Genomic DNA, 17,209 nt, shown 5'->3' with positions numbered 1-17,209 from the left:
CAGGCGGTGCAGGTCCCGGGGGAACAGCGTGACCTCACGGATGTTGGCAGCCTCTGTCAGACGGCCGATCCACCGCTCCAGTCCGATCGCGAACCCGCCGTGCGGTGGCATCCCGTGCGCGAACGCCTCCAGGTAGGACGCGTAGGCCGAGGGGGACTCGCCGCGCGCCTCGATGGCCGCGACCAGCTCGGCGTGCCGGTGTCGCCGCTGCCCGCCCGTGACCAGCTCCAAACCCCGGAACAGCAGGTCGAAGCTGTTGCTCCACCGTTCGTCGTCCGGTTGGGGGTGCGTGTAGAACGGCCGCTTGCGCATCGGGTAGCCCTCCACCGCCAGCACGTCGCTGCCGAACTCCTCCAGCGCCCACGCGCCGAGAGCGCGCTCATGCGCGGGCGCGAGGTCCGGCTCCTCCGCAGGCGCCCCGACCAGACGCAGGGCGTCCTGGAAGTGCACGACGGGGATCTCCTCCGGGATCGTCGGCAGCGGTGTGTCCAGCAGCGCCACCGCATCGGCGGCCTCGGTGCGGATGCCGTCGAGCATCGCCCGCAGCACCTCGCCCAGCAGCGTCAGCACGTCGCGGTGGTCCCGTATGAACCCGAGCTCCACGTCGAGCGAGACGTACTCGGAGAGGTGTCGCACGGTGTCATGCGGCTCGGCGCGGAACACCGGCCCGACCTCGTACACCCGCTCGAACACCCCGACCAGCTGCTGCTTGTAGAACTGCGGGCTCTGCGCCAGATAGGCCGTGGTGCCGAAGTAGTCGACCGGGAACACGTTCGCGCCCGACTCGGTCACGGTGTCGACGATCTTCGGCGTCTGCACCTCGGTGAAGCCGGCCGTGTCGAGCGTGCGCCGGAAGGCCCGCAGGCTCGCCGCCGCCAGCTGCCAGGTGGCCCGGCGGGCCGGATGGCGCCAGGTGACCGGCGCATGGTCGAGCACCGTCGGCAGGGTCGCGTCCAGCGTCGGTCGCCACAGGTCGACCACCGGCGTGTGCGCGGGGTCGGAGAGCAACTCGATCTGCGGCGTCGCGACCTCCACCCCGCCCGGAGCCTGCGGGTTGGCGGACACCGTGCCGGTGATGCGGACCACGGTCTCCTCGGGCGGCAGGCCCTCGGCCGGGAGCTCGTCCTGCCGCAGCACGACCTGGGCCAGGCCCGATCGGTCGCGCAGGATCAGGAAGGCCACAGTGGCGAGCGCGCGACGTCGGTGCACGTGGCCGTACAGCACGACGATCTTGCCGGGGGCGGTGTGGGCGAGTTCCGCCGCGAGAGTGCGGGCGGGGTCGGGTGATCTCATGTCTCCTCCAGGTTGCGGAAGCCCTGGAGGTGTGGGCGGGGGCCAGATCGCGGTGCCACCACACCTTCGCCGGTGAGAAGCCGGCCTCTCGTCGATACGCCGGACGCGCGGGGACCGCCTGCCGTGGAAGGCCGGGGTTCGTCACGCCCCGCGGTCGCCACGGCCAGTCTAGGCGACGAGTTCTCGGCTGATCCACAGGATTCCGATATGCACGTCTCGTACCCTGGGACGTCCAAGGGGAGTACTCCGACACGGTCGGGTCGTCATTACGGATGCCACGCATCCCGGCCCACCGGTCCCGCCCAGGGATGGAGAAGACTTTGGCGCTGTTCTGCCACGCCTGAGTCTGGAGTACCTGTTGGACATCACCCCCCTGATCTGGATCATCACGATCGCGGTCACCATCGCGTTCTTCGTGTACGAGTTCTTCGCGCACGTGCGCACCCCGCACGAGCCCACCATCGGCGAATCCGCGCGCTGGTCCATCTTCTACATCAGCCTCGCGCTGCTGTTCGGCGTCGGAATCGGCGTGGTCTCCGGATGGACCTACGGCGGCGAGTACTTCGCCGGCTATCTCACGGAGAAGGCGCTGTCGATCGACAACCTCTTCGTGTTCCTCATCGTGATGAGCGGCTTCGCCGTGCCGAAGAAGTACCAGCAGAAGGTGCTGATGATCGGCATCGTGATCGCGCTGGTGCTCCGCGGCATCTTCATCGCGATCGGCGCCACGCTGATCGAGAACTTCTCGTGGATCTTCTACGTGTTCGGCGCGCTGCTGCTGGTCCTCGCGTACCGCCAGGCGTTCGCAGACCATGACAGCAACCCCGCCAACGGTCGCTTCATGACCTTCGTGCGCCGCCACCTCCCCGTCAGCGAGGAGTACAACGAGGACCGGCTGACCGTCGTGAAGAACGGGAAGCGCTTCGTGACGCCGATGCTGCTGACCATCATCGCCATCGGCTTCATCGACCTCGTCTTCGCGGTCGACTCGATCCCCGCGATCTACGGGCTCACCGACCAGGCGTACATCGTCTTCACCGCGAACGCCTTCGCGCTCATGGGTCTCCGCCAGCTGTACTTCCTCATCGGCGGCCTCCTGGAGCGCCTGGTGTACCTCGCGCAGGGCCTCGCGGTCATCCTCGCGTTCATCGGTGTGAAGCTCGTCCTCCACGCGCTGCACGTCAACGAGCTGCCGTTCATCAACGGCGGCGAAGGCGTCGCGTGGGCCCCCGAGATCCCGATCTGGTTCTCGCTGCTGTTCATCGCCGCGACCATCGCGGTCGCCACGGTCGCGAGCCTGCTCAAGACCCGCAACACCCCGTCCCACCCCGCCACCACCGGCACCATCCCCATCGACAAGGAGCATTCTTGAGCGCGCAGCGCTGTTCTGACTCTTCGGACTCCGACAGTACGAGCGCCCGGTTCGTCCCGGGCGCTCACCCCGCACCAGGGGAGGGAACCCGCTGATGGGCGACCTGCTCCTGAACATCGCCCTCGTGCTCGCGTTCGTGCTGATCGGCGGTGTCTTCGCCGCGACGGAGATGGCGCTGGTCACGCTGCGCGAGAGCCAGCTGAACGCGATCGCACAGCGCGGCAGGCGCGGCGCCAAGGTCGCGGCCCTGGCGCGCAACCCCAACACGTTCCTCTCGGCGGTGCAGATCGGCGTGACCGTCGCGGGCTTCGCTTCCGCCGCCTACGGCGCGACCTCCATCGCGCCGTCGCTGGCGCCCGTGTTCGAGGCGTGGGGCCTGGCGCCCGCCCTCGCGCTCACCGTGGCGACGGTCGTGCTCACCCTGATCATCGCGTACCTCTCGCTTGTGCTCGGCGAGCTCGTGCCCAAGCGGCTCGCGATCCAGCGCAACGCCCAGTTCTCCTACGCCGTGGCGCCGGCGCTCAACGGTTTCGCCACGGTCATGCGGCCGGTCATCTGGCTGCTGTCCGTCTCGACGAACGCCCTCGTGCGTGTGCTCGGCGGCGACCCGCACAAGACGAGCGACGAGCTCACCGACGAGGAGGTCCGCGACATCGTCGCCACCCACCAGGGCCTCCCGGATGACGAGCGGCGGATCCTGGACGACGTGCTGTCGCTGCGCGGTCGCCAGGTGAGCGAGGTCATGCGACCCCGACCCGAGGTCGTGGCACTCGATGAGAGGGCGACCGTCGGCGCCGCCATGCAGCAGGTGCGCGACCTGCCGTTCTCGCGCTACCCCGTCTCGCAGACCTCGATCGACGACATCACGGGCTTCGTGCATGTGCGCGACCTCTTCGAGGCCGCCGCCGATGACGCCGATCGCGCGCTTCAGGCCATCGTGCGGCCGATCCCCTACATCCCCTCGACTGCGCGGGTGCTGCCGACCCTGACCCGCATGCGCGCCGAGGGGCACCACATCGCCGTCGTCGTCGACGAGTACGGCGGCACCGATGGGCTCGTCACCCTCGAGGACCTCGTGGAGGAGGTGGTCGGCGAGATCTTCGACGAGTACGACGCCGAGGTGTTCATCTCGGCCGGCGACGGCCTCGACGGCCGTCTCAACCTGCAGGACTTCGAGGAGGCCACGGGGCTCGCGATGCCGCGCGGCTCCTCCGACACGATCGCCGGCTTCGTCACCGAGCAGCTCGGCCGGCTCGCTGTCGTCGGCGACACCGTGGAGGTGCCGGGGGCCACGATCCAGGTGGCCGAAGTGGATCGGCGCCGCATCGCCCGGGTCCGGGTGACGCTGCACGCCGAAGCCGCACCGACCGCCGCGGACTGAGCGCGGGGTGGCGGGGCGCGTCAGCTGCGACGCGCTCCGCTGCCCAACTCCGCCAGGCCCTCGGAGAGCACGTCGACGAGCAGCCGTGCGTAGCGGCCGTCCGGGTCGAGATCCGGGTCGAACACGGTGATGCTCGCGCCGATCGCCCCGGGTGCGAGCGCCCTCAGCAGTGCCGTCAGCTCGTCGGCTGTCAGGCCGCCCGGGTCCGGGCTGTCGACGGCCGGCATCACGGTGGGGTCGAGTACGTCCACGTCGAGCTGGAGCCAATAGGCGCCACCCGCCGCCTCGGCCGACTCCGCTGCCACTGCGCGGGCGCCGCGTGACCTCACGTCGGCCGCGGGAGTCACCCGGCCCAGGAGCCCGCGCACCTCCTCCTGCTCCTCGTCGTCCTCCCGGTGGCCGATGTGTGCGGTGCGCCCCGCATCGAAGTAGGGCGCGAGCCCGTCGATGTCAGCGACGGCCGGCCAGTGCAGACCGATCGCCGCCGCCAGAGCCTCTCCCGCGACGGACGCGCACGCGGCGCTGTTGCCGGGATGGCGGAAGTCCGTGTGGCCGTCGATGTGGACGAGTCCCGTCCCTCCGCGGCGCGCGGCCGCGATGCCGGCCCCTACCAGGATCCCGCAATCGCCCCCGATCACGAGCGGCGCGAGCCCGCCATCGAGTGCGTTGCCGATGCGCGTGGCGAGGCGCAGCGAGTGATCCACGAAAGCCGCCTCGTTGCGGATCTGGCCGCTCGGCCGCACGGCATCGTCGTCGACATAGCGACCGGGCAGCACGACGCCCGCATCGGTGGCGCCGCGAGCGGCGAACCGGTCGTACAGGCCCGCCTCGCGGAGGGCCTCCGGTGCTTTCGCCGCCCCGGGAACACTCCCGGGCTCGGGGGGACGCAGACCGAGATTGCTGGGCGCAGACAGGAGCGTGATCATGCGCTCATCCTGCCGAGGGGGTCGGACATCGGCGGGCGGTCTCGATCCGGGCGGCGGGCCCGCCACCCCCGCCGCCCGCGAGCCTCAGTGGATGGCAGAGACCGCGCCGCCGATGATGACCGCCACCACCGTGGTCCAGCCGACGATCGCGACCGCCTGCCAGACGAGGATGCGGCCCTTGCCGATGCCGGACGCGGCGAGCATCGTCGCGGTGAAGTGCGTCGGCAGCAGGAGCGGTCCGAGAAGGCTGACACCGGGGACGCCGTAGCGCTCGAACGCGCGCTGGAACTTGTCGCGTCGCGCAGAGCCGCGCCCGCCGTCCACCGGCTGCGACGACGCATCGACGTCCGTCGCGCTACCGCCGCCCGCGACCGCCAGCTGCCGCGCCCGCGAGCGGTCGACGATCGCCCGCCGTGCCCCGGAACTCGCGAGCACCAGGATCGCCACGCACACGAAGTTGCCCGCCATGGCGGCGACGGCGGCGAGCACCGGCGGGATGCCCCCGATGATGCCGATCCCGGCCGCACCCTCGCCCTCGATGAAGGGCACGGCGCCGGCCAGGGCGACGATCAGCGGCTGCACCAGGTCGGGGACCTGGGCGACGAGGTTCTGGAAGGTCTCGATGAGGTTCATGGCGATGCTCCCGGTTTCGGTGCGAGCGGTGTCTCCGTCGCGATGACCCCAGTCCAGCGGAGAGCCGACCGCGGCGGGAGTGCCGGACCGTCACCGGCTTCCGTGCGGTTCGCCCGCGGCACGGGTGACAAGTGTCACGCCTCTATCGTGGGAGCGTGCGACCCTTCCCCCCGACCCCCGCCGCCGATCCCTCGCCCGGTTCCCGTCAGCTCGCCCGCGGCATCACCGCGACCTGGTGGTACACGCTCACCGCTGTGGTGTTCATCGAACTGATGCTCGTCGGAGCGTGGACCGGGATCGCAGCCGCCGAGGATCTCCGTGGCGAGGTCGTGGGCGTGGTGGGTCTCGGCGGGATCGTGTGGTGTGCGTCCACCGTCCTGCTCCTCAGCGAGTACCGGCACCGCTCGGGCGGCGAGGCGAGCCAGGGGTGGGTGCGCCTGGGGGTGCCGTTCGCGGTCGCCGTGGCCTACGGGGTCACGGCCGGCCTGCTCGTCGGCAGCTGGCAGCTCGGGGCGATGCCCGTCGTGCAGTTCTTCGTGCTGCTCAGCTGGCCCCGGGGCGTGCGCGTCCGCGTGGTCGGCGCCGCGACGCTGCTGCTGGTCTCGCTCGCCGTGGTCGACTCCGCGACGACCGGGGTGGGCGACGACCTGCCGTGGTGGCTGCCGGTGCTGTACGCGGCGGCGCTCCCCGGCATGAGCGTCAGCTCGCTGTGGTGGTGGGACGTGCTGGTCACGCTCGACAGGGCGCGCGCGTCCGAGGCTCGACTCGCGGCGACTCAGGAGCGGCTGCGCGTGGCCACCGACGTGCACGACCTGCAGGGGCATCACCTGCAGGTGATCGCGCTGCAGCTGGAACTTGCGGAGCGGCTGCTGCCGACCGACCGGGAAGCAGGGATGGAACAGCTGCGTGCGGCCAGGGTGAGCGTGGACGAGGCGCGGCAGGGCACGCGCGACCTCGCGACGCGCTTCCGCTCCGTGCCGCTCGGGGACGAGCTGGCGAATGCGCGAGATCTGCTGCGCGCCGCGGGGCTCGACGTCGAGGCCGCCATCGCGCCGGACGCCGATCTGGCACCCGCGGCCGCACTCGGCCCCGTGATCAGGGAGACGACGACCAATGTGCTCCGGCACGGCAGGGGAGGCCGCGCACGCCTCGCCCTCACGCGCACGCCGGACGCCTGGCGGTACGAGATCGCGAACGACGCCGACGCCGCGGCGACCGCGGACGAGGAAGGCTCCGGTCTGGAGGGTGTGCGGAGGCGGATCGCCGACGTCGGCGGCACGTTCGAGCTGCACCGGGACGACGGCGAGTTCCTGGTGGCCGTGACGGTGCCGTCGGACGTGAGGGCGGCGTCGTGATCCGCGTGCTGCTCGCCGATGACGAGGGCATGATCCGCTCGGCGCTCGCGGCGCTGCTGCGCCTGGAGGATGACATCGACGTGGTGGCCGAGTGCGCGGACGGCGAGCAGGCGGTCGCGGTGGCGCTCCGGCTGCAGCCGGACGTGTGCCTGCTCGACCTGGAGATGCCGGGGCTGGACGGCGTGCAGGTCGCGGAGCGGCTGCACCGCGCGATCCCCGCGCGCTGCATCGTGGTGACGCGGCACGCCAGGCCGGGCGTGCTCCGGCGGGCGCTGGCCTCGGGGGTGTCCGGCTTCGTGCCGAAGTCCCGCGGCGCGGAGGAGCTGGCGGCCATCATCCGCCGCGTCGCGGCCGGAGCGCGCTACGTCGACCCGGAGATCGCCGCGGACGCCCTGAGCGACGAGCGCTCGCCGCTGACGGATCGCGAGCTGGACGTGCTGCGCGCCGGTCGGCGGGGGGAGACGACGGGACAGATCGCGCGGGCTCTGGCGCTGGCGCCCGGCACGGTGCGCAACCACATCTCGGTGATCCTCGGCAAGCTGTCGGTCGGCACGCGGCAGCAGGCGGTGCTGATCGCGGAGGAGCGCGGCTGGATCTGACACCGGTATGCTGGCCGGCATGGGAACCATATGCGCCGCGCCCGTGATGGGGCGCAACCTCGTGTTCCGCGACCGCCGCTCCTGACGGCGCGCTCGCTCTCCGCACGCCTCCGCGCGCCGTCCACCGAGATGTCATCGCACCTCGGGACGGGCTCACTTCGCCGACCCTGCTCGCGCTTCCCCTCCTCCGAGGTGCTCCGATCCACTTCTCCGGAGCGCACCCATGCCTCGCAACCGATCCCGATCCGTCCATGGCGGCCGCCACGAACTCGGCCAGAACTTCCTCACCCACAGACCGACGCGCGACCGCATCCTCTCGCTCGTCGACCGCACCTCCGGCTCGCTCCTCGAACTGGGCGCCGGTGACGGCGCGCTGACGCACCCACTCGCACGGCTCGACCGCCCGCTCACCGCGATCGACGTGGACGAGCACCGCGTGCGCCGGCTGCGGTCCGCACTGCCGGGTGTGCGGATCGAGGTCGCCGACGCGACCCGCCACCCGCTCGACGCCGACGTGGTCGTGGGCAACGTCCCGTTCCATCTGACGACGCCCATCCTGCGTCGACTCCTCCGCTCCGAGCAATGGCGTGATGCCGTGTTGCTCACCCAGTGGGAGGTCGCGCGCAAGCGCGCGGGCGTCGGCGGCGGCACGATGATGACCGCGCAGTCCGCGCCGTGGTTCACGTTCTCGCTGGAGGGACGGGTGCCCGCCTGGGGATTCTCGCCCGCGCCGAGCGTCGACGGCGGGCTGCTCGCGATCACGCGCCGCGGATCGCCGCTGGTGCCCTTCCGTGAGCAGCGGGCCTACGAGACGTTCGTGCGGGAGATGTTCACCGCGCGCGGATCGGGGCTGCCCGCAATCGTGTCGCGGGCGCGCGGGGTCGACCGCCGCAGGGCGCATCAGGCGCTGAACGCCGTCGGCGCGAGCGGTGCCCGTCTCCCGCGCGATCTGCGGCCCGAGCACTGGGCGGGGCTGTGGGCGCAGCTCGGGCGGCGGTGACCGTCATCCGTCCGGCGCGCTCGCCGCGGCCTGTCAGAATGGAGGCGCCGAGTTTCGAGCCGAGGAGCCATCGTGCCGTTCATCTCCACCCGCGGCGGCATGCAGCCGCAGTCGTTCAGCGAGACGCTGCTGGAGGGCCTCGCGCCCGATGGGGGGCTGTCGGTGCCCGAGAGCATGCCCGAGGTCGACGGGGAGACGCTCGAGCGGTGGCGGGCGCTGACCTATCCACAGCTCGCGACCGAGGTGCTGGCGCTGTTCGCGACCGACATCCCGCGGCAGGACCTGGCACGCATGACGGCGGACGCCTACGCCGGCTTCCCGGACGGGGTGGTGCCGCTGCGCCGCATCGACGACGACCTCACGCTGGTCGGGCTGTCCGAGGGCCCGACGCTGGCGTTCAAGGACATGGCGATGCAGTTCCTCGGGCAGGTGCTGGAGTACACGCTCGAGAAGCAGGGCGCCGTCCTCAACATCCTCGGAGCCACCTCGGGCGACACCGGCTCCGCCGCCGAGCACGCCCTCCGCGGCAAGGAGCGGATCGCGGTGTTCATGCTGTCGCCGCAGGGGCGGATGAGCGCGTTCCAGCGTGCGCAGATGTTCTCGCTCGATGACGAGAACGTGCACAACATCGCCGTCGCAGGTGTCTTCGACGACTGCCAGAACCTCGTGAAGAAGCTCGCGGGGGACCTCGACTTCAAGCGTGCACAGCACCTCGGCGCGGTGAACTCGATCAACCTCGCGCGCATCACCGCCCAGACCGTCTACTACTTCTGGGCATGGCTGCGGGCGACGGATGCCGGCGGCTGGGCCGAGGTGTCCTTCACCGTGCCCTCCGGCAACTTCGGCAACATCCTCTCCGGCTTCTTCGCGAAGCAGATGGGTCTGCCGATCCGGCGGCTCGTGCTCGCCGCGAACGAGAACAACGTGCTCGACGAGTTCTTCCGCACCGGGGTCTACCGGCCGCGCAGTGCCGCACAGACCCTCGCCACGTCGAGCCCGTCGATGGACATCTCGAAGGCCTCGAACCTGGAGCGCTTCATCTTCGAGCTGGTGGACCGCGACCCGGCGCGCGTCGTCGGAGCCTGGGACGACCTGGAGGCCCAGGGCTTCTTCGACTTCTCCGCCGAGCGGGAGCGCTTCGTCGAGGAGTTCGGCATCGTCAGCGGCACGTCCACCCATGACGACCGGCTCGCCACGATCCGCGCGGTGTACGAGGCCTCGGGCGAGGTCATCGACCCGCACACGGCCGACGGTGTGAAGGTGGCGCGCGAGCACGTCGAGCCGGGCGTGCCGATGCTCGTGCTGGAGACGGCCAAGCCCGAGAAGTTCGCCGAGACGATCCACGAGGCCATCGGGGTGGAGCTCGGCTACTCCCCGGAGTTGCGGGCGATGCTCGACGCGCCCCAGCACGTGACCGAGATGGCCGACGACGAGCAGGCGCTGCGCGCGTTCATCCAGGAGCACGCGCGGCACTGACCCGCGTGGCGGAATCGCCGAGACCCCCTGTCGCCGAACCGCGGCAGGGGGTCTCGCGTCAGATCATTCGGGGTCGCCGTGCAGCATCCAGGCGATGCCGAAGCGGTCGACGAGCATGCCGAACGTGCCGCCCCACGGCGGCACCCCGAGCGGCATGGTGATCGTGGCGCCCTCGGACAGCCGGTCCCACACCTGCTGTGTGACCTCCTGGGTGTTGCCGCTGAGCGACACCGAGATGCCCTGCGGCTTCTCGTACGTCATGCCGTCGGGGGTGTCCGACGCCATGAGCACGAGCCCATCCGGGGTGGTGAGCTGCGCGTGCATGACCAGATCCTTCTGGCTCGGGTCCTGCACCATGTCGGGGAACTCCCCGAAGACGTTGATGTCGAGGTCACCCCCGAGCACGCTCTGATAGAACTCCATGGCCTCGCGCGCCTCGGTGCGGAAGGACAGGTACGGATTGAGGTTCGCCATGGGCACTCCTGATCAGGGTCGAGATGATGTGGTCCCCCGCCGCGCACCCAGTCTGCGCTCGCACCGCCGGTCACCGCAAGACACACGGCGACGGGTCGCCGTCACTGGGCGGCGAGCCACTCCGCGAACGTCTGCCTGCCCAGGGTCGCATCCTCACCGGGGAGGGCCTTGCCCGCCCGCATCCCCGCCATCTGCGGCCCCGGAACGTCGAGCGCGGGGATCCAGCCGCGGTAACCGCGGCGGCGGGCGTAGGCGCGGATCATGTCGGCCAGCTGCTCCTCGCGTGGTCCCGCCAGGTCGGGAACCCGGCCCTGCGCGGTGCCGGCGGCGAGCTGAGCCAGCCGCGCCCCCACCTCCTGCGCGGCGATCGGCTGGGTGCGTGCCCGCGGAGCGAGGTGCAGCGGGCCCAGCCGCGCGCGGTCGAACATCTGCGCCGCGAACTCGTGGAACTGCGTGGCACGCAGGATCGTCCACGGCACGGCGGACGCCTGCACCACCTTCTCCTGCGCGACCTTCCCCGCGTAGTAGTCATAGGGGATGCGGTCCACCCCCACGATGGAGAGCAGGACCACGTGCGGCACGCCGGCGTCGGCGGCCGCGGAGACCAGGGTGCCGGTCGCCGCGGTGAAGAACTCGATCGCGGCGTCGGCCTTGAGCGTCGCGATGCTCGTCACGTCGACCACCGCATCGGCGCCCGCGAGAGCCTCCGCGACGCCGCGACCGCTGACGAGGTCGACCCCGTGCGAGCGGCTGAGGACCACCGCCTCGTGCCCCGCGCTCCGCACGGCGTCCACCGTGTGCCTGCCGACCACACCGGTTCCCCCTGCCACGGCGATCCTCATGGGCACTCCTCGTGTCGGTGACGCTCCTGCGGGGCCGCGTCGGGTCGGCTCGTCCCATGCCAGGGGTCATCGCCAGGATAGGGCGCGCGGCGGGCGCGTGGGGATGCGGCTGCGGGAAGGTCTCGCCTGCTCGCTACGATGACGACTGTGACGACCCCCACCGTGCGCCCCGGCATCGCCGACCGGCTGTCGCAGCTGATCCGGATCCCCACCGTGTCGGCCGAGCTCGAGGACCGCGGGCGCGAGCCCTTCGAGGCGTTCGTCGCGCTGATCGCCGAGCTCTACCCGCTGGTACACGAACGGCTGACGCTCGAGCGGCACACCGACTTCGGGCTGCTGTTCCACTGGCGAGGGAGCGGCGCGGAGCCCGACGGCGCCGTCGTGCTGATGGCGCACTACGACGTGGTGCCCGTGGACGAGAGCGATACGTGGACGCATCCGCCGTTCGGCGGTGTGATCGCCGACGGCTCGGTGCACGGCCGCGGCGCCCTGGACGACAAGGGGCCGTTGATCGTGGTGCTCGAGGCCGTGGAGAACCTGCTCGCGGACGGGTTCGTCCCGGCGCGCGACGTGTACCTCTCCTTCGGCGGGAACGAGGAGACGTACGGCAAGGCGGCGGAGGAGATCGCCCGGGTGCTGCGCGAACGCGGCATCGTCCCGTGGCTCGTCGTCGACGAGGGGGGCGCCGTCGTGGACGCCCCGCTGCCGTTCGTGCCGGGGCGCGCCGCGATGATCGGCGTGGGCGAGAAGGGCGTCATGACCGTGCGCCTCTCCGCGCGTGGCGACGGCGGACACGCCTCGGCGCCGCCCTCCCTCACCGCGGTGCGCCGGATCGCCAGGGCCGTGGACCGGCTCGGTCCCACCACCTTCCGCCCCCGGGCCTCGCCCGCGATCCTGCGCATGCTGAGCGTGCTGGCCGACCGCACGCCCGGTCCCGCTCGGCACCTGCTGCGGCTCCTGGCGTCCGCTCCGTTCCTCACCGCACGGGTGTTCGCGGCTCTGGGCGGCGAGCCCGCTGCGCTCGTGCGCACCACCGTCGCGCCCACCATGCAGTCCGGGGGCACCGCTGCGAACGTGCTGCCCTCGCAGGCCTCGGCCACCCTCAACCTGCGCATCGCGCTCGGTGAGACCACGCAGCAGACGGTGTATCGGCTGCGCCGCCGCATCCGCGATCCCCTCGTCGCCGTGGAGGTCGTGGAGGCCGACGAGCCGTCCCCGGAGTCCCCGACCGACACCGCCCCCTTCGCGCTTCTCGCGGCAGCGCTCGCCGTGTCGCACCCCGGCGTGCCCGCGGTGCCCTACGTGATGATGGCCGCGACCGACTCCCGGCACTTCCACCGCTTCGCGCCCGCCGTGTACCGGTTCGCGCCGCTGGACATGTCGAACGCGCAGCGGGCGTCCATCCACGGCGTGGACGAGAGCGTCGAGATCGCCGCACTGGAGCGGGGGGAGCGATTCCATCGGGCGCTCATCGAAGGGTTAGGGTGATCTCACCCCCCGGGACCGCTCCCCGGCACCCGCACACGAAGCAGGAGACGCGATGACGCGCACCCGCACACTGGGCACCCTGGCGGTCGTCGTCGGCTTCCTCGCCTTCGTCGAGTTCACCAGCGGCGTCCTGCAGGGCTACTACACGCCCATGCTCACCGACATCGCCCGTCACCTCGGCATCCACGACGCCGACGTGAACTGGCTCGAGGGCTCGCAGCTCATGCTGTCGGCACTGGTCGTCCCGGCCTTCGCGAAGCTGGGCGACATGCTCGGCCACAAGCGCATGCTGCTCATCTCGACGGCGGTCACCGCGGCCGCCGCGCTCGTGCTGCCGTTCACCGACTCGTTCCCCGTGTTCCTGGCGGCGTGGTCGCTCATGGGCTTCTACGTGGTGTGGCTGCCGCTGGAGATCGCGCTGATCTGGTCGCGCTCCCGCCGGATGGAAGGGCGCGCGTCCGTCACCGCGAAGGCGGCCGGGCTGCTGGTCGCGGCGCTGGAGGGCGGCGCGATCATCGGCGCGCTCGTCGGCGGCGCGCTCATCGACGTGCTGCCGCTCACGGTCGTGCTGCTGGTGCCCGCCGTGCTCATCGTCGTGTGCTTCTTCGTGATCCTCCTCGGCGTGAAGGAGTCGCCGGAGCCCGCCGGCGGGGTGTTCGACACGGTCGGTCTCGTGCTCATCTCGCTCGCGCTGCTCTGCTTCACGGGCGGCCTGAGTCTGCTCCGGCTCAACGGCGGGCTCGCCAACCCCTGGTCGTGGGCGGTCGTGCTGCTCGGCGTGCTGCTCGTGGTGCCGTTCGTCCGTTGGGAGCTGCGTTGCGCGGACCCCCTGATCGACGTGCGCATGTTCCGGTCGCCGGCACTCGGCCCCGTGTTCCTCACGGCCGGGCTGTTCGGGGTGAGCGTGCTCGGTGCCCAGGCGCCGCTGTCCACCTTCGCCCGCACGGACCCGTCCGAGTACGGCTATGGGCTGGGCACCACCGGGTTCGCGACGTCGCTCATCATCGGCGTCTACCTCGTCGCGATGATCACCGGTGCGCTGCTGTTCCCCTCCGTGGCGCGCTGGGCCTCGCCTCGGATCACGCTGATGGGCGCGTCGGTGCTGGTCGGCGTCGGCTTCCTGCTCTTCCTCCCGTTCCACGACGCCTACGGGCAGGTCATCGCGAACATGGTGGTGGTGGGCCTGGGGTCGGGTGCCCTCGTGGCTGCGCTCCCCGCGGCGGCTGCATCGGCGGCGCCTGCCACGCAGACGGGGGTCGCGACGGGACTGACGAACTCGGTGAAGACGGTGGGCGGTGCGATCGCCTCGTGCGTGTTCGGCATCGCGCTGCTGCACGGGGTGGCAGGCGCGGCGGGCGGGGCGGAGGGGACGGCGGGATCCCTTGCGGGCTACTTCACCGTGTGGATCGTGTGCGGTGCGACGGCGCTCGCCGCCGCGGCGCTGCTGGTGTTCGTCCCGAAAGAGGCGTTCACCGATCGGACAGCGGAGGCCGAGGTCGCGCCGCTGGTGTGACCGGCGTTCCTCCAGGGGTGCGCGAGATGCGGGGGAGGGCGGTCACTCGCGGTCGAGGCCGAACGTGCGCTTCACGAGTGCCTGCACGTCACGATCGAGGGCGTCGATGCGGGTGTTCACCGCGTCGAACCGCCCGTTCATCTCGCCGCGGAGCCCGCCGATCTGGGCATTGAGCTCGTTGCGCATGCCGCCGATCTGGGCGTCGAGCTCGTTGCGCACGCCGCCGATCTGGGCGTTGAGTTCGTTGCGCATGCCGCCGATCTGAGTGTTCAGCTCGGTGCGCATGCCGCCGAGTTCGCTCCGGAGCACGCGCACGAACGTGGTCGTGACGACGGTCAACGTGCCGAGCATGAGAGTCGTGAAGGCGCCGATCATCGCCCAGATCTGCGCGTCGTCCATGAATCCCATCCCGTCATCGTCGCATCGATGCCGTCAGCCTGCCAGCATCCTGGTGCGGCGCCGGGCCGGCAGACTGGCGGGTGTGGAAGGGTCTCGCGGATCAGTCCTCGTGGAGGAGTGGTCGGACCGACCTCACGCGTCCTTCGGCGGGTTGTACATGAACTCGATGCGGATGCCGTCGGCGTCCTCGACGAAGGACGCGTAGTAGCGCGCGCTGTAGCGCGGGTACTCCTTGGGGTCGCGCACCGCCGTCCACCCGGCATCGACCGCCAGCGCGTGCAGGCGGTCGACCTCCTCGCGGGAGGGAACGGCGAAGGCGAGATGCTGCCAGCCGATCCGCCCATGGCGATGCGGATCGGATTCCTCGTCCCATGTGTAGAGGATCATCTCGGTCTCGTCGCCGTTGTGCCAGGAGATCGAATGATCGTCCTCCCCGCCGAGCTCGTAGCCGAGAGCCGCGAGGACAGGATGGAACTGCGTCCGTCCGCGTTCGAGGTCGCCGACGGTGATGCCCAGATGATCGAGGAGTGCCATCGCCCCAGTCTGGCAGCACGGGCGCCGTCTGTCAGTGCGGCGCGTGGTACTCGGCTTCGCCGCGCTTCCAGTAGCCCTTCACGATGGCGTGTGCGGTGTCGACGCCCCAGCGGGCCAGGAGCGCGCGGCCGGGCTTCACGATCGACTGCTCCGCCGCGATGAACACGAACGGGTCGGCACCCACCGCGTCGTCGACTGCGAGCGACTCAAGGAACGAGATGAGCGCCGAGCCGGCGGGGGCGTCGCCCCGATGCAGCCACTCCACCGCGACGGGGGCCGCGATGTCGACGTGGCCATCGGGAGAGGCGGTCTCGATCACGATGCGGGCCGGTGTCCCCTCGGGGATCATCGCGGCGAAGCGGCGAATCGCGGGAATGGCGGTCTCATCGCCCATCAGCAGCCAGGAGCCGGGGGTGCCCTCCAGCACGGCGGAGCCGCGGGGACCGCCGACGCCGATGGACGAGCCGAGCGCTGCGGTGGCCGCCCACGGCGCCGCCACCCCCTCGTCGCCGTGCACCGCGAACTCCACGTCGAGCCAGTCGTCGCCCCACGCGAGCGGCGTGTACTCGCGGCTGGGTGCGGCCCGGAGCTCCTCGATGGAGCCGACGGGGCCGTCCGGGAAGAACAGGCGCATGTGGTCATCGGCCCCGAGGGAGTCGAAGCCAGCGAGTTCCGGACCGGAGAGACGCACGCGCACGAAATCGGGGGCGAGCCATTCCCGGGCGGCCAGGGTCACGGTGCGGAAGCGCAGTTCGAGGCCGTGACGCTCGATCGAGAAACCGGATTTCGTATCGCTCATAAAGTAAGGCTAACCTAAACGCGGCGGGGTCGGGTCGACCCGCTCCGCCTGACCGGCGCCCCATCCGTGCGCTCCACCCCCGCAGAACAGGAGTCTCTCCATGTCCGTGCCCAGAACCCTCACCGCGACCGGCGTCACCCTCGTCGGCCTCCTCGCCCTCTCCGGCTGCGCCACCGGCGCGGAAGCCGAACCCGAGGAGACGACGGCCGCGGCGAGCTCCGTCACCGTCGAGGACAACACGGGCACGCACGAGATCGAGACCCCGCCCACCTCGGTCGTCGCCCTCGACAACCGCACGTTCCAGACCCTGTCCGACTGGGGGGTCGAGCTCTCCGCCGGTGCCGTCGCGCTCATGCCGGAGACGGTGTCGTACGCGGACGACGCCGACATCGTCGACCTCGGTCTGCACACCGAGCCCGACCTGGAGGCCATCGTCGCCGTCGAGCCCGACCTCATCATCAGCGGCCAGCGGTTCACGCAGCACAATGCCGCGATCGCCGAGCTCGTGCCCGACGCGACCATCATCGACCTGGAGCCGCGCGAGGGGGAGCCCTTCGACGAGGAGCTGAAGCGCCAGACCACCGTGCTCGGCGAGATCTTCGGCAAGCAGGACGAGGCGCAGACGCTCGTCGACGAGTTCGATGCGGCCGTGGAGCGCGCCAAGGCCGCCTACGACGAGGCCGACACCGTCATGGCGGTGAACACCTCCGGCGGAGAGATCGGCTACCTCGCGCCGACCGTGGGCCGCTCGCTCGGCCCGATCTACGACATCCTGGGCCTCACGCCCGCGCTGCAGGTCGAGGACGCGAGTGACGACCACCAGGGCGACGAGATCTCCGTCGAGGCCATCGCCGCCTCGAACCCGGACTGGATCCTCGTCCTCGACCGCGACGCCGTGTTCGCGGCGGAGACGCCTGACTACGTGCAGGCCGCCGAGATCCTCGAGAACTCGGAAGCGCTGGCCGGCGTCACCGCGGTGAAGGAGGACCAGATCGTCTACATGCCCGCCGACACCTACCTCAACGAGGGCATCCAGACGTACACCACCTTCCTCAACGACCTCGCCGACGCGCTCGAGAAGAGCACCGACAAGTAAGGGCTGCGTGGCGGGGGGCGCCCCGCCCC

17 protein-coding genes are annotated in these 17,209 nt (G+C 71.1%); 9 read left to right on the top strand and 8 right to left on the bottom strand.

Annotated features, from left to right (window positions below):
* Positions 1-1,293, bottom strand: a 1,293-nt coding sequence (gene aspS, locus M3C17_RS16915; RefSeq protein ID WP_259979132.1) for an aspartate--tRNA(Asn) ligase, incomplete at its 3' end; no start/stop codon positions are given.
* A gap of 358 nt (positions 1,294-1,651) precedes the next feature.
* On the opposite strand from aspS, the gene M3C17_RS16910 reads away from it, so the two are divergent.
* Complete coding sequence (locus M3C17_RS16910; protein WP_259979128.1) at positions 1,652-2,665, top strand: TerC family protein; 1,014 nt, start codon at positions 1,652-1,654, stop codon at positions 2,663-2,665.
* 94 nt (positions 2,666-2,759) lie between these two features.
* Entirely contained in the window at positions 2,760-4,046 is a 1,287-nt protein-coding gene (locus M3C17_RS16905) for a hemolysin family protein (RefSeq protein ID WP_259979127.1), read from the top strand.
* Positions 4,047-4,066: 20 nt separating this feature from the next.
* On the opposite strand, the gene M3C17_RS16900 is transcribed toward M3C17_RS16905, so the two are convergent.
* Together M3C17_RS16900 and M3C17_RS16895 are read right to left on the bottom strand one after the other, a co-directional pair.
* A complete protein-coding gene (locus tag M3C17_RS16900) occupies positions 4,067-4,972 on the bottom strand; it encodes an arginase family protein (RefSeq protein ID WP_259979126.1) in 906 nt (301 codons plus the stop codon).
* 84 nt (positions 4,973-5,056) lie between these two features.
* Positions 5,057-5,605 carry a small multidrug efflux protein gene (locus M3C17_RS16895; protein WP_259979125.1) on the bottom strand — a complete coding sequence of 183 codons (549 nt, stop codon included), beginning with the start codon at positions 5,603-5,605 and terminating at the stop codon, positions 5,057-5,059.
* Positions 5,606-5,760: 155 nt separating this feature from the next.
* Here M3C17_RS16895 and M3C17_RS16890 point away from each other — a divergent pair, with 155 nt between their 5' ends.
* The 4 genes from M3C17_RS16890 (at position 5,761) to thrC (ending at position 10,035) form a co-directional block, all read left to right on the top strand.
* Positions 5,761-6,960 (top strand): sensor histidine kinase, encoded by a 1,200-nt coding sequence (locus tag M3C17_RS16890; protein WP_259979124.1) that lies wholly within the window; start codon positions 5,761-5,763, stop codon positions 6,958-6,960.
* Complete coding sequence (locus tag M3C17_RS16885; RefSeq protein ID WP_259979122.1) at positions 6,957-7,559, top strand: response regulator transcription factor; 603 nt, start codon at positions 6,957-6,959, stop codon at positions 7,557-7,559. The genes M3C17_RS16890 and M3C17_RS16885 overlap by 4 nt, the downstream gene beginning before the upstream one ends.
* A gap of 223 nt (positions 7,560-7,782) precedes the next feature.
* Complete coding sequence (erm, locus tag M3C17_RS16880) at positions 7,783-8,559, top strand: 23S ribosomal RNA methyltransferase Erm (RefSeq protein WP_259979121.1); 777 nt, start codon at positions 7,783-7,785, stop codon at positions 8,557-8,559.
* A 72-nt stretch (positions 8,560-8,631) separates the two neighbouring features.
* Positions 8,632-10,035 (top strand): threonine synthase, encoded by a 1,404-nt coding sequence (thrC, locus tag M3C17_RS16875; protein ID WP_259979120.1) that lies wholly within the window; start codon positions 8,632-8,634, stop codon positions 10,033-10,035.
* A gap of 63 nt (positions 10,036-10,098) precedes the next feature.
* On the opposite strand, the gene M3C17_RS16870 is transcribed toward thrC, so the two are convergent.
* Together M3C17_RS16870 and M3C17_RS16865 are read right to left on the bottom strand one after the other, a co-directional pair.
* Entirely contained in the window at positions 10,099-10,509 is a 411-nt protein-coding gene (locus tag M3C17_RS16870) for a VOC family protein (protein WP_259979118.1), read from the bottom strand.
* A 101-nt stretch (positions 10,510-10,610) separates the two neighbouring features.
* A complete protein-coding gene (locus M3C17_RS16865; protein ID WP_259979117.1) occupies positions 10,611-11,351 on the bottom strand; it encodes an SDR family oxidoreductase in 741 nt (246 codons plus the stop codon).
* A gap of 147 nt (positions 11,352-11,498) precedes the next feature.
* Here M3C17_RS16865 and M3C17_RS16860 point away from each other — a divergent pair, with 147 nt between their 5' ends.
* Complete coding sequence (locus M3C17_RS16860) at positions 11,499-12,839, top strand: M20/M25/M40 family metallo-hydrolase (RefSeq protein ID WP_396820430.1); 1,341 nt, start codon at positions 11,499-11,501, stop codon at positions 12,837-12,839.
* 52 nt (positions 12,840-12,891) lie between these two features.
* Positions 12,892-14,352, top strand: coding sequence for an MFS transporter (locus M3C17_RS16855; protein WP_259979115.1), 1,461 nt, complete (start codon positions 12,892-12,894; stop codon positions 14,350-14,352).
* A gap of 42 nt (positions 14,353-14,394) precedes the next feature.
* On the opposite strand, the gene M3C17_RS16850 is transcribed toward M3C17_RS16855, so the two are convergent.
* The 3 genes from M3C17_RS16850 to M3C17_RS16840 form a co-directional block, all read right to left on the bottom strand.
* Positions 14,395-14,760 (bottom strand): hypothetical protein, encoded by a 366-nt coding sequence (locus M3C17_RS16850; protein WP_259979114.1) that lies wholly within the window; start codon positions 14,758-14,760, stop codon positions 14,395-14,397.
* A gap of 123 nt (positions 14,761-14,883) precedes the next feature.
* On the bottom strand, positions 14,884-15,285 hold the full coding sequence (locus M3C17_RS16845; protein WP_259979113.1) for a VOC family protein: 402 nt from the start codon (positions 15,283-15,285) through the stop codon (positions 14,884-14,886).
* Positions 15,286-15,316: 31 nt separating this feature from the next.
* The gene (locus M3C17_RS16840) at positions 15,317-16,084 is read right to left on the bottom strand and encodes a siderophore-interacting protein (protein WP_259979112.1); all 768 of its coding nucleotides are present in this window, start codon (positions 16,082-16,084) and stop codon (positions 15,317-15,319) included.
* A 100-nt stretch (positions 16,085-16,184) separates the two neighbouring features.
* On the opposite strand from M3C17_RS16840, the gene M3C17_RS16835 reads away from it, so the two are divergent.
* A complete protein-coding gene (locus M3C17_RS16835) occupies positions 16,185-17,180 on the top strand; it encodes a siderophore ABC transporter substrate-binding protein (protein ID WP_259979111.1) in 996 nt (331 codons plus the stop codon).
* Positions 17,181-17,209: the final 29 nt, after the last annotated feature.

The organism is Microbacterium sp. p3-SID336 (assembly GCF_025143365.1).
GTDB lineage: Bacteria > Actinomycetota > Actinomycetes > Actinomycetales > Microbacteriaceae > Microbacterium.
The sequence above is the reverse complement of the archived record's forward strand: the minus strand, read 5'-3'. Positions and strand labels throughout refer to the sequence as shown.

Coding starts and splice junctions, on each gene's coding strand:
- M3C17_RS16850 (WP_259979114.1), bottom strand. CDS start 14,760: ATGGGATTCATGGACGACGCGCAGATCTGGGCGATGATCGGCGCCTTC.
- erm (WP_259979121.1), top strand. CDS start 7,783: ATGCCTCGCAACCGATCCCGATCCGTCCATGGCGGCCGCCACGAACTC.
- M3C17_RS16840 (WP_259979112.1), bottom strand. CDS start 16,084: ATGAGCGATACGAAATCCGGTTTCTCGATCGAGCGTCACGGCCTCGAA.
- M3C17_RS16855 (WP_259979115.1), top strand. CDS start 12,892: ATGACGCGCACCCGCACACTGGGCACCCTGGCGGTCGTCGTCGGCTTC.
- M3C17_RS16845 (WP_259979113.1), bottom strand. CDS start 15,285: ATGGCACTCCTCGATCATCTGGGCATCACCGTCGGCGACCTCGAACGC.
- M3C17_RS16835 (WP_259979111.1), top strand. CDS start 16,185: ATGTCCGTGCCCAGAACCCTCACCGCGACCGGCGTCACCCTCGTCGGC.
- M3C17_RS16865 (WP_259979117.1), bottom strand. CDS start 11,351: ATGAGGATCGCCGTGGCAGGGGGAACCGGTGTGGTCGGCAGGCACACG.
- M3C17_RS16900 (WP_259979126.1), bottom strand. CDS start 4,972: ATGATCACGCTCCTGTCTGCGCCCAGCAATCTCGGTCTGCGTCCCCCC.
- M3C17_RS16905 (WP_259979127.1), top strand. CDS start 2,760: ATGGGCGACCTGCTCCTGAACATCGCCCTCGTGCTCGCGTTCGTGCTG.
- M3C17_RS16895 (WP_259979125.1), bottom strand. CDS start 5,605: ATGAACCTCATCGAGACCTTCCAGAACCTCGTCGCCCAGGTCCCCGAC.
- M3C17_RS16870 (WP_259979118.1), bottom strand. CDS start 10,509: ATGGCGAACCTCAATCCGTACCTGTCCTTCCGCACCGAGGCGCGCGAG.